Genomic DNA, 11,169 nt, shown 5'->3' with positions numbered 1-11,169 from the left:
CAGAAGTACATTAATTCTTGTTGAACCGCCGTATACGGAACCGTACGTACGGTGGTGTGAGAGGTCGGTAGGTGAATTAATCACCTACCTCCTACTCGATCTTCAGCTATAAGATTGTTTTTTTTATCTTCGTCTATAATAAAAGCTTCATTAAAACCAGTAAGTATTCCCCTATAAAGTTGCCCTTTAATAAGATTACTGAGCGGTATCCCTTTCTGTTTCAGTTTTTCTTTTAATGTCAAAACCCTTTGGTTTTCAAGTATCCAATTCTCTATAGACAATGCCGAAATTGGCATTATAAAGCCTCGTTCCTTAACAACATTTGATATATTGGCTATTTCTTTTTCGGTCTTTATTGTAATTGCTGTAAAGTTGCCATTTGGCATAACCTTTCTTGAGACAAGTACGATCGAAGGGTCAGTAGCGGCTTCAAAAACAGGCAGTTCTCCGAAATCTATTATGATAATAGGCGCGGCTTTTTTTGTAAGGAGTTCTCTTGTATTTTTTCCATAACTAGCACGCATAAATTTATTAGACGTAATATAACACAGGCATCCTGTTGAGTTTGTTAAAGCAATTCCTTTTTGTATAAAATAAGTGTATAAATCAGCAGTTCCGCAATAAAAGCTACTGTATACTTTTTTTAGGGCTGGTTTAATATCGGTTATCTTCCCACTTGTTACATAAGGTGGATTAGCAATAACTATATTGAATCCGGCTTTATTGCTAAAAACCTCAGAAAAAACAGTTCTGAAATCGAAATTAACTTCATAACCAAAATTTTTTAAAGAATTTTGGTAACGTAAGTTGATTTTCCCGTCTATTTGTTTCTTTAAATTTATTTTCTTAGTAGGGTTTGTTTCATTGGTGAAAGCATCTTTTAAAGATTCAATTTCTTTAGTAATCGCGGATTCCCAATTATCAGGAAAACCTATTAATGTGTTGCCACAGACAATTTTGTAATCTAGATTGGGCAGTGGTTTAATATTATTAATTTCATCCTCATCAACCACCAGTGACAACCATAGCCGCAATTTAGCAATTTCTACCGCACCATGGTCTATATCTACTCCATAGAGGGAATGTTCAATACAAGCACGCTTAAATTGGTACATTGACCTGTTCCCTGTTTTAATGTACGGATTCAGTGCATTCCGGGCTCTCACAATTTCACTCATCATGCCGACGGGGAAAGCTCCTGACCCCACAGCCGGGTCACAAACAGTGATAGAGGACAGTTTCTGGTCTATAATATCAGCATATTTACTGATACTTACTGGAAGCAATGAGATATAATCTGTACTTTTCTGCTTGCCTTCAGTTATTTTTTGCTCTTTTAATAACGCGATTTCTTCATTTTCAATTAGCTGTTCACCAAAGTAGACAAATTTTTCTATATCTTCTTTAAGAATTTCAGGTGATGTGTTATGTGTAATAGTCAGATCCAATTGTCCTTTTTTTACCATGTTATCAAGCATACTATATTGAGCATTACCCATTTGTTCATAAGCATTAATGCCATTTAATTCAGTAAACAGATAATTAATAAGGCTTTGCTGACACATATAATGAACTATTTCCCGTGGAGTATAATAGACTCCATATTGCTTATTGAATTTGCTCTCTTCGCCTTTTTTTCCGCTTTTTAAAGCTCGTAAGTACTCCTGAAAATTATCTGGCCGGATGGCATTAAACTTTTCATAAGCTTTACCGAGTAATTCCGGGTCTATAGCTACTTCTTTTTCCAAGGGTTCATCTTCTTTTACCGTAAAGTTATACCGGTCAAAAATGTCCAAGATTCCATTGCCGGTATAACCTTCCTTAGTTTTATTATCATTAGAGAAAAGTTCATTAGATAATAGGATATCCGTGTGTACCCAATCATAATTATTAAGCGGGTCAAATAGTCCGCCATTTAAAAAGGGAATTTTGCAGTTGAAACGGCTGTAATAACTATCATCGTGATTTCGGTCAATCCTAAGCGCTTCATAAAAAAGCGGCTCCAGGATATCATTAAAAAAATTATTGTAAAGTTCGTGTTTTTTTTCAAATAGTTCCCGAAGAAAACCTTTTGAACCGGAACCCCATTCACCGTCACGAGATACTCCGAACCAACCTTTTTTTTGCAAATAATATAAAAAAATTATTTGTCCAAGCAGCTTTTTTGCTAGGTCGACAGTGTTGACTCCTTTTTTCTCAAAATCATCTTTGATTAATTTATCTTTTTCAATAATTCTATCAAATTCTTCTTTAGTCCAGATAAACAGATCGCGATATTTATTAAAAAATTCCGCTGTAACAGACTCAATATTAAAAGCCTTTTCAAGATCATCCAATGTTGGATTATTTTTGTCATCCTGTACTAAAGAAATAAGCTGTTGTTGGGCTGTATGGTTAGGCTCGTGTATACCTACCAAGAATGAATATCTTTTAGACGGGGTAAATTCCTCCGTGGGTTTATATTTTCCTTCGTCAGTTTCAATTAGTTTATAGTCAACTTTTACAAAAGAGAATCTCCAATCCTCTTTGTTATCCGTATAATATGCGACAAGCGCAGACGATTTGCTACCTCTGGACTTGAGATAATCTGCAACAAAATTACGTTGCATTGTCCTGGCACGTTCAAGGGAGCTTTCTTTTACCAGATGCACAGTTAATACATCCAGTACATTTCCCTCTGGGTCTGTATATTGGCATAGCCTTTTGTATTGTTTTATATATGGCTTAAAAGCATCTTTTATATACTTGCCCTGACATTGAAGAGCTTTTTCTTCATTTGCTTCGTTGAGTAAATTAACAATAAAATGTTTGAATTTGACCTCATCAAATTCTTGAAATGTTTCTGTAATTATTCTTTTGGCTTCGATTTCAGAGGGCATTTGGTTCTTCCTTTAGATACAGGGATAAAATTATCTCTCTTTTGTTAAAAACTGGCTCTGATGAAGAAGCAGGACTATTGTTTATTTTATGCAGATAGCTTTTTAAAATTGCGTAAGCCTTTATTGGGTTGTTTTCTTTTTCCAATTCCTGTTTCAATACCTGTATCTTCTTTTTTGGGACAGTCCCCATTTTAAGAGCCTGTATTGTATCCCGTAAGTATTCCTCGTCCTCTTCAGTAAACTTAGAATACTTTCTAATCGTTTCTATATATTTAATGACAAAACTTGCATTCGACCTTCCACCTTTTGTCTGTTCAGTATCATTTATTTCATCGGATGTTATCTCTTCAAAAGCCTGCTTATTCTTGTCTAACAGCTGGTAGTAGTCTCTTGGCATAGTGATTCTCTGTGCGTCATTACTGCATAGAAAATAGTCAACGGCAACTAAGAAATCAATTTCATTCGCTCCTCCACCGGAGGCATTCGTATAAAATTTCTTCAATTTCCCCTTACGGAAGAAAGAGATCAAACTATTTGGCAACAAGTTGCTGTGCCTTGCAGTCCTTGCCTTTTTAGGCATTCTTTTTATCCGTTCATATAGTTCAGGCTGTTTGTCCCTTATATTCCTTATAATAGAAAGATATTCCAGCTCAGACTTGCTGTTGTCGTCTTCTCCTTCAAAGGTTTTTTTGTTATTTAACTTATCGTAGAGTGTACTACCAAATAAATTATGAGAACTGATAACTTCTTCTTCTGTTAAGTATTTTGAATCTTCTCCCAATGTATCGTGAAAAGCTTGCAGCTTGGTCTTTATATTTGCTTCCAATCCTAGATGTTCGTCAGAGTGGCTGGTAGGGAAAAAGTTATAGATGTAAATTTTGCCGTGTTTTGTTCCGACTCTGTTAACCCTGCCCACTCTTTGCAAAACCCTGGTCGGGTTCCAAGGCAAATCATAGTTAATAAGTACATTTGAACGGTGCAGATTAATACCTTCTGCTAATACATCCGTTGTAATAAGGATTTTAATTGTATCCTTTTGATCTTTATCTTTAGGATCGAAGTTTTCTTTTATTATGGCTCTGGAAGTTGTCGTATTATGGCTCTCCTGCTGGTAATAACCACCTGAACTTGAATAGAAAAATACATGATCTTTGTATAGCATTGAGAGATTGTTATATATATGTTTGCCTGTTTCCATAGACTCAGTGAATATAATTAATTTGCCTTGTTTTAGAATAGGGTCCTCTTTAATGCTTTGAATAAGCTTTTCTAACTTGGGGTCATAATCTATGGAATCCCAAAGTTTTTTCATATTGGTTAAAAGAGTCAAGTCCTGAACAATTAATTTGATATATTCTTTTTCAAAATCACTGCTTTTGTACTGTGTGACCTTTTCTTCCTCTACAAGCTTCAGCAATTCATCTTCATTGTCATTGTCCAGAAAGTCATAAACATCAACTTTTTTGCTGATATATACTGTTCCGCTGTTGAACATTTCAATAAACTTCTCGTGAGACTGAATAAATCTGTTTAGTGTCTTTTTAAAAGCAAAAAAACTGCTTTCCAATCGTTTAACGATTATCGATTTCATAAATCCGCCGATATTCTTCTGCTGTTGCTGTGTAAATGCTTCCGCTTCTTCTTCTAAGTACAGCGCGGGAGTATATCTGGCATAACTGAACCTCTTAAGTTGCTCGATGGTTTTATTAAATACCTGTTCAAGCTGACTATCAAAGGTATATATAAAGCGTTTAGGACTTTCTATGTCTGGGAAAAATAAACCCTGTTTTTGTATATCATCATTAAAAAACTTAACAACATCTTTTCTAGTTCTTCTAACCATTATATATTTAAATATCTGTTCCCTGATATCTGCTGATATTCTTTTAACATTATCTAAATATTCAGGGTCTGTTCTGTTATATTGTTTAAGGATATTTGCTTGCTTTTTAAAAAATTTCTCAAGGTCAGCGACCCCAGGTATACTGCTTTTTTTCGGGGCTTGAAAAAGCTTTAATTGAGCGAGGATATCATCCGGCTTATTATTCAGTGGAGTAGCTGATATTAGCACTACTTTTTTGCCATTACAGATTTCATGTAGTTTTGTATACCCCATAGTCATTTCATTCCTAAATCTATGGGCTTCATCAATAAAAACATAGTCATATTTTTCTGAGTTAATTTTTTTTATTTCATCAAGTTTACCTAAAGATTTAATTATAACTCCACCAATTTTAAATTCATGGAATGTCTCCTGCCAGTATGATTCAAGCACGGGAGGACAGATAACCAGAATACGACCGGTAAGTTGCTGTGCAAGCAGTGCCGCAATATAGGTTTTCCCGAGGCCGACAACATCTGATAAAAAGACGCCGTTATAAGCCTCCAATATCTTTTTTGCTGTTATAACGGCTTGTTTCTGATAGTCCAACTCCATAAAATTATCAGGAACATATTTGGCTGCACCATACTCTTCATCAGTATTGATATCTTCTTTAAAGTATTCATAAAGCATCTTAAGATAAATATCATAAGGAGTTATTTCATCATTAAGCCAAGTTTTAGTATTTATTGTCTCTACATACGTATCTGATATATCGACAGACTCTGCCCATAAAGCTTCAAACTGCGCAAGCGCATAATCTACATCGGGCTTGTTTTTTAGTTCTACATTAAATTCTCTTTGTTTTACTAACCCGGAATCGGTAAAGTTGCTTGAACCAGTGACTACGCTACCATATACAAGGCTCTGGATTTTCTGGTCATATCTCATGGCATATAATTTTGCATGTATATTGCCGAAAGGATAGGCTTTTATTATGAGCTTGCCTTTTTTAATAAATTCGATGAATTTTAATATTCCCTCTTCGATGTTGAAATTGTCATCACTGGAATCAAGCTCTTCGGTAAGTTGCTGTGAAAAACTATCTTTGGTTTGTTTATGTGAGTAAAATAAGCTTTCTTGTGCCTGCCCAATTAGCTCAACAGTTCTTTTGTCAGCATTGATTCCAACAAGTATCCTAATTTGTTCAGTTGTTTCAAGCGACTCGTATAACTGATAGAAACCCGAGGTGCGAAAGTATCCGACCAATACATCAAAAAACTGAGTATATTTCAATGATTGCTTGAAACGTTCCAGTAATGTTGAACCAGCTTCATTTGTAAAAAAAGTTAAATCTGTTGTAGTCATAATAATCCAGTTTATGTAAGGGAATATAATATATACATATCTTAGCCTATTTCTCCATTATTATAAATAATAAATGTATTTGCAACAAAAAATGGAGGTAGAACTTTTGCCTGAAATTGTGTTTTCCCTATACAACCCGCAACCTGCCGTCCGTGGCAGGGTATGAAAAGAAAGCGTATGGAACCTAATGGATGAAAGGGCCATGAGACCAATTTGTCATTCGGGTTGGAAGTGACTATGGGGTGCAAGTAGGTAACGAAACGCATCAAGTACCGTAGGAGCGATTATGTAAGCCGTAACGAATAGTGAACCCTTATTAGCCTCGTTAGAAAACGGTAGTGGCCAATCTATCCTGTCGGACGAAGCCTGAAATCATAGTGGAAGAAATGACAGCGAGCACATTATGAACTACCCGGGGTGTAACGGGATGGCGTGCATAAGAAGGTGACATACGAACTTTTGAGATCCTAGCAACAGGGATTGGTAATCCCGCCTGCCACGGATGGAATACAGGGGTGTTAGGAAGTCGGAGATGCTCATAGTAGTGATGATGGTTAAGACAACACAACTTAGCCGTAACGAAGGAGCATTGCTGTACTCAAAGATTTCAAAGAAAGGAAGAACGTTCAGATTGACGAAAGGAAGTAGTCTACAAAAGAATAAGAAGCGGTCAGAAAAGACTGACGAAGAAAGAGTTCGAGACTTTCAGAGAAAACTATATCTAAAAGCCAAGCAGGAAAAAGAGTTTCGGTTTTATGTGTTGTATGACAAGGTAAGTTTGGGATATGTATTGCGGGAATCGTATCGAAGAGCAAAAGCAAATAAAGGAGCACCTGGAGTAGATGGAGTAACGTTTGAGGAAATAGAACGCACAGGGGTAAAGAAATTACTCTAAAGTTTTCGCTTTAACAAAGGGTTCAAGCTATCTAAAGAAGATTTATCGTTACCCCAAATACTTCTCAAAGGTTTCCTTATTCCAGTTGAGCTGAGTAGCTGCTGTCTGTGTCGCTGCAATAAGCAAAGCCTCGCTTAATTCCTGCTTAGTTGCACCTGCTGCAAGTGCTTTCTTAAGGTGACTATGGGTACAATGGGAACATCTCATAACAGAAGCAACCACAAACTTTATAATTTCTTTTGTCTTGGTATCAAGTACACTTTCACTATCGTTGACAGCTTTCAAATTCTCTAATGCTTGCCCGATTGATGAATCTTTTGCATACCATTGTATATTAGGCATTGTGTTTTCCTTTCAGTATACTTTTGATGTACTTAACTGGTATAAGTTTTATCAATATCCAATCTCATATATTTTCTTCAATTTTTCGATGATATAATCAATATCTGCTTTTTGTGTGTATTTGCCGAGGCTAAACCTAACAGCCCCCGCTGCTTCCCGTTCTGTAACGCCCATTGCAGCAAGTACAGGAGATACAGTTGCCTTGCCCGAATGGCAAGCTGAACCAGTCGAGGCTGCAACACCATCTAGTTTTGTTATTATATCCATTCCGTTATAGCCAAGAAAACTTACATTGACTGTATTTGGCAACTTGTTAACCGGATGCCCGTTCAATTTTATTTTCCCAGGGAACCGACTATTGAGCATCTCCCAAAAGTAGTCTGCAAGGTCTTTTATCTTATTAATGACCTGGGCATTGTTCTGGGCGATCTCACACGCCTTACCGAGAGCCACATCAAATATTACGTTTTCCGTTCCTGCCCTTCGCCCGCTTTCTTGTCCGGCACCATGAATAAGTTGTTCGAATGGAACACCTTGCCTTACATACAATGCCCCGATGCCTTTTGGGGCATACAGTTTGTGACCTGCAATAGTGAGCATATCTACCCCCAACTTTTCCACTTCAGTTGGTATTTTACCGACAGATTGAGCCGCATCAGTATGAAATAAGACCTGATGCTTTTTACATATAGCCGATATTTCCTGTAGCGGTTGAATTGTTCCTGTCTCATTATTGGCATGCATTATGGTTACAAGAATCGTTTTATCGGTAATGGAGTCTTCCAGCTCCTTTAGCTTAACAGTACCATATTTATCAACAGATACATAGGTAACGTTGAATCCCATCTTTTCTAGATACTTACAAGGGTTAAGTACAGAAGGGTGCTCTATTTGAGATGTAATAATGTGATTGCCTTCGCTTTTTAGAGTGTTTGTGATACCTTTGATGGCTGTATTGTTGGATTCGCTTCCACAACTGGTAAAGATAATTTCATCCGGTGCAGCATTGATAAGCTGCGCAACACTTATTCGAGCTTTATCAACGGCAGCCTTGGCGGTTAATCCGTATTCGTATGTACTTGAAGGATTTCCAAAGTTGTCTGAAATAAATGGAGCCATCGCCCGTGCGACTTCCGTATCTATTGGAGTTGTAGCATTATAATCAAGGTAGATCATATTATTCTCCTCTAGTTTGCGTTAATGTGTATACTCTATCAATCGCACGGATTCTCCAATCTTTCTGCGGATAGCTTGTACCATAGTCTCAGCATGCGGGCATGCAAAGCCTATTGGGTTTCCCCTGGTGATACATGAGGCTAAAGCTATCGTGTCGGCTCCCCGTTTCACCATTTCAGCGGCTCTGGTAACCGCCTTCTTTCCTGGGCAGCCTCCGCACGTGTTTACTCCAATTAGCTCTATCTCTTCCGGCACACCTTCAAAAGCTAATTTCTTTTCCCTCATAACCTTGAAATCAGTTGTTCCGGGGCACATATCTTCTGTTTGAAGACAACGAATAAGACCTACTTTCATATTAGTTACTCCTTCTCGTTATAGTTTCTTTGGCAGCTTTATACTTGATTTCGGACAAGCATCCACACACAAGCTGCACTGGGTACAATTTAGCGCTTCAAAAGAGCTGTTCTCCGGTACTTTGCTCAGCTCTATGCTCATAGGACATGCTTTGTCACAGACTCTACAGGAATTGCATTGTTCCTTAGATACCTTAAATTTTCCGACTACCATATCGACCGTCTTTAAAATCGTTCCTGTCGGGCAAATTGTACACCATGATTTGGGACTATACCAGCCCACCAGTAATGCTCCGATAGTCGGCATAACGCAAAGCAGGAATCCTGCTGCAAGTAACCCTTTGTTTAATCCGACATATGTTACTCTCGCAACGATTACTGTTAGTAAGAGTAAGCTAACCCAGTAATAATTCATCCATTTTGGTACAGGCTTATTAAGGCTTACTCTGCTGATTATTTTTTCAAGAAATGCTGCTCTGGGGCATGCCCACCCGCAGAACGCTCTGGAAAACCAAAATACTGATATTATCATCAGGGGAATCATAATAAAGGGTATATACGCTACCTTCCTGGTGACAAAAAACAAAATGAGGTTTAGTGCGATAAAAGCAATTGCCAGTGCCCCTTGGATATTTGACCTTATTCTTATAATATTACTCATCTTTGGCATATTTATACTCCATGATCCTATTGATTCGCAGATTTAATAACCTGCATCTTTTTTTCCATTTGTTCAAACATGACGTCTTTCATAATCTGACATGCTTGCAATACTTTGGGATTAGATAGCCTATAAAATATACGAGTTCCTTCACGTCTTATCTCCACAACACCTTTTTCTCTCATTAGAGATAAAAGCTGTGAAACGTTAGGGACTCTTATTCCCATCTTTTTTGCAATATCATCAACGCATAGTTCAGCTTCCCCCAGAAGAAAAAGGATTTCTATCCGTTTTGGATTTCCCATGAACTTACAAAAATCGGCATGAATTTTATATAACTGCTTTTCATCCACCATAATGCACACCCTTGTTTCTTATTTTCAATATTTCGCAAATATGCATCAATAGTAGCTGTGTGCATGGGATTTTGTCAACCTCAGCGAACAAAGAAACAAGGGACTCGGAAAAGGGTGTCGATTTCAGGAAAATACATGAACAATGATAAAATTGGGTCAGGCATGATTTATAATTCCTGTAGAAGTTTTATATTATTGTCAAACTCAAAAAGTATATTAATTATTGAAGATCAAACGAATATTCGAGAACTCTATATTATTTATCTGTCTAAGCTAGGGATTACTATTTATTCTGCCGAGGATGGCAAAGAAGCATTTGAACTGGCAAAAGAAAAAAAGCCTGACCTGATAATAACCGATCTTTTTCTTCCCAGCATTACAGGTTTTGATTTGATATACATGTTCAGGAACGATTGTAGTTTTCTGACAACTCCTATTATCGTTATTTCTTCGTCCAGCCAGAGAGAACACATAACCGAATGTATCAATCTCGGAGCAACAGATTATATGATTAAACCTGCAAGTATTACCAAGCTTGAGCAAAAGGTAAAAAAACTACTGAATTTATAGTCTTGTTTGTTAGAGCTTTAGAAATCCACTAAATCTTTTACTTTAACCCCAAGTGCCTTGGCTATTTTTCTAAGCTGTAATATTGAAGGATTGGCATTGCCATACTCGATGCGATAGTAATAGTATTTGGACAGTTCAGCTTCACGAACAAATATGTCCCTGTTTAGTCCTTTGGCTTCTCTGAGATCACGGATTTTATCACCTAACACTTTAAGGTCAGGGTCAATGGATTTATTAATCTTGCTCACGGATATACCTCAATTGAGTACTATATTGTAGTTTAGTATGTTTGGTGATAAACTGGCTGTACTCAATTGAGTATATATCGCTAATTAAGTCTATAGCGGAGATAAATTTAAAATCATGAAAAATACGATATTGCTTGTAGATGATTACCCTTGTATCAGAGAGCTTTTAAAGCTGGTCTTAGATAAGATGTATATTATTATTGAAGCATCAAATGGCAGAGAAGCATTAAGTATACTTAATTCAAGGAACGATGTAGGAATGGTGCTGCTTGATTATTCTATGCCTGAAATGAATGGTCTTGATACATTAAAAGGCATTAAAGCTATCAACAAGAATATCCCGGTATGTATGGTCAGCTCTGAAAATGATCCTACAATTGTTACCGAGGCAAAACGATTGGGAGCAGTCGAATATATAGTTAAGCCCTTTGATGTTAAAACTATAGCGAAAATTGTTAGAAGCCTTTTATAAAACAAATATTATATTTAATATGATATA

The 11,169-nt window shown here is 36.9% G+C and carries 11 protein-coding genes; 3 read left to right on the top strand and 8 right to left on the bottom strand.

Going from position 1 to position 11,169, the window contains the following annotated elements; translation table 11 throughout:
* Positions 1–80 precede the first annotated feature (80 nt).
* Together DKM50_07525 and DKM50_07520 are read right to left on the bottom strand one after the other, a co-directional pair.
* Positions 81–2,879 carry a class I SAM-dependent DNA methyltransferase gene (locus DKM50_07525; GenBank protein ID PZM80016.1) on the bottom strand — a complete coding sequence of 933 codons (2,799 nt, stop codon included), beginning with the start codon at positions 2,877–2,879 and terminating at the stop codon, positions 81–83.
* Positions 2,869–6,069: a helicase gene (locus DKM50_07520; protein PZM80015.1), complete on the bottom strand. Its 3,201-nt coding sequence runs from the start codon at positions 6,067–6,069 to the stop codon at positions 2,869–2,871. The genes DKM50_07525 and DKM50_07520 overlap by 11 nt, the downstream gene beginning before the upstream one ends.
* Positions 6,070–6,601: 532 nt before the next feature.
* Between DKM50_07520 and DKM50_07515 the strand changes: the two genes are divergently transcribed.
* Positions 6,602–6,964: a hypothetical protein gene (locus DKM50_07515; GenBank protein PZM80014.1), complete on the top strand. Its 363-nt coding sequence runs from the start codon at positions 6,602–6,604 to the stop codon at positions 6,962–6,964.
* Between the two features lie 48 nt (positions 6,965–7,012).
* On the opposite strand, the gene DKM50_07510 is transcribed toward DKM50_07515, so the two are convergent.
* From DKM50_07510 to DKM50_07490, 5 genes are read right to left on the bottom strand one after another with little or no spacing between them, the layout of a single operon-like run.
* Positions 7,013–7,306 carry a hypothetical protein gene (locus tag DKM50_07510; protein PZM80013.1) on the bottom strand — a complete coding sequence of 98 codons (294 nt, stop codon included), beginning with the start codon at positions 7,304–7,306 and terminating at the stop codon, positions 7,013–7,015.
* Between the two features lie 51 nt (positions 7,307–7,357).
* A complete protein-coding gene (locus DKM50_07505) occupies positions 7,358–8,482 on the bottom strand; it encodes a cysteine desulfurase NifS (GenBank protein PZM80012.1) in 1,125 nt (374 codons plus the stop codon).
* A gap of 21 nt (positions 8,483–8,503) precedes the next feature.
* On the bottom strand, positions 8,504–8,836 hold the full coding sequence (locus DKM50_07500; protein PZM80011.1) for a CGGC domain-containing protein: 333 nt from the start codon (positions 8,834–8,836) through the stop codon (positions 8,504–8,506).
* An 18-nt stretch (positions 8,837–8,854) separates the two neighbouring features.
* Positions 8,855–9,505: a hypothetical protein gene (locus DKM50_07495; protein ID PZM80010.1), complete on the bottom strand. Its 651-nt coding sequence runs from the start codon at positions 9,503–9,505 to the stop codon at positions 8,855–8,857.
* A 17-nt stretch (positions 9,506–9,522) separates the two neighbouring features.
* A complete protein-coding gene (locus tag DKM50_07490; GenBank protein PZM80032.1) occupies positions 9,523–9,849 on the bottom strand; it encodes a transcriptional regulator in 327 nt (108 codons plus the stop codon).
* Positions 9,850–9,915: 66 nt separating this feature from the next.
* Here DKM50_07490 and DKM50_07485 point away from each other — a divergent pair, with 66 nt between their 5' ends.
* On the top strand, positions 9,916–10,422 hold the full coding sequence (locus tag DKM50_07485; protein PZM80009.1) for a response regulator: 507 nt from the start codon (positions 9,916–9,918) through the stop codon (positions 10,420–10,422).
* Between the two features lie 17 nt (positions 10,423–10,439).
* On the opposite strand, the gene DKM50_07480 is transcribed toward DKM50_07485, so the two are convergent.
* A complete protein-coding gene (locus tag DKM50_07480) occupies positions 10,440–10,676 on the bottom strand; it encodes a transcriptional regulator (protein PZM80008.1) in 237 nt (78 codons plus the stop codon).
* A 109-nt stretch (positions 10,677–10,785) separates the two neighbouring features.
* Between DKM50_07480 and DKM50_07475 the strand changes: the two genes are divergently transcribed.
* Entirely contained in the window at positions 10,786–11,142 is a 357-nt protein-coding gene (locus tag DKM50_07475) for a response regulator (protein ID PZM80007.1), read from the top strand.
* The last annotated feature ends 27 nt before the right edge of the window (positions 11,143–11,169 follow it).

Source organism: Candidatus Margulisiibacteriota bacterium, from assembly GCA_003242895.1.
GTDB lineage: Bacteria > Margulisbacteria > Riflemargulisbacteria > GWF2-39-127 > GWF2-39-127 > GWF2-39-127.
The sequence above is the reverse complement of the archived record's forward strand: the minus strand, read 5'-3'. Positions and strand labels throughout refer to the sequence as shown.

Bases quoted from the DNA above. Each gene is read 5' to 3' on its own strand.
- DKM50_07510 (PZM80013.1), bottom strand. From the start codon at position 7,306: ATGCCTAATATACAATGGTATGCAAAAGATTCATCAATCGGGCAAGCA.
- DKM50_07475 (PZM80007.1), top strand. From the start codon at position 10,786: ATGAAAAATACGATATTGCTTGTAGATGATTACCCTTGTATCAGAGAG.
- DKM50_07500 (PZM80011.1), bottom strand. From the start codon at position 8,836: ATGAAAGTAGGTCTTATTCGTTGTCTTCAAACAGAAGATATGTGCCCC.
- DKM50_07485 (PZM80009.1), top strand. From the start codon at position 9,916: ATGGGATTTTGTCAACCTCAGCGAACAAAGAAACAAGGGACTCGGAAA.
- DKM50_07525 (PZM80016.1), bottom strand. From the start codon at position 2,879: ATGCCCTCTGAAATCGAAGCCAAAAGAATAATTACAGAAACATTTCAA.
- DKM50_07495 (PZM80010.1), bottom strand. From the start codon at position 9,505: ATGCCAAAGATGAGTAATATTATAAGAATAAGGTCAAATATCCAAGGG.
- DKM50_07520 (PZM80015.1), bottom strand. From the start codon at position 6,069: ATGACTACAACAGATTTAACTTTTTTTACAAATGAAGCTGGTTCAACA.
- DKM50_07515 (PZM80014.1), top strand. From the start codon at position 6,602: ATGCTCATAGTAGTGATGATGGTTAAGACAACACAACTTAGCCGTAAC.
- DKM50_07505 (PZM80012.1), bottom strand. From the start codon at position 8,482: ATGATCTACCTTGATTATAATGCTACAACTCCAATAGATACGGAAGTC.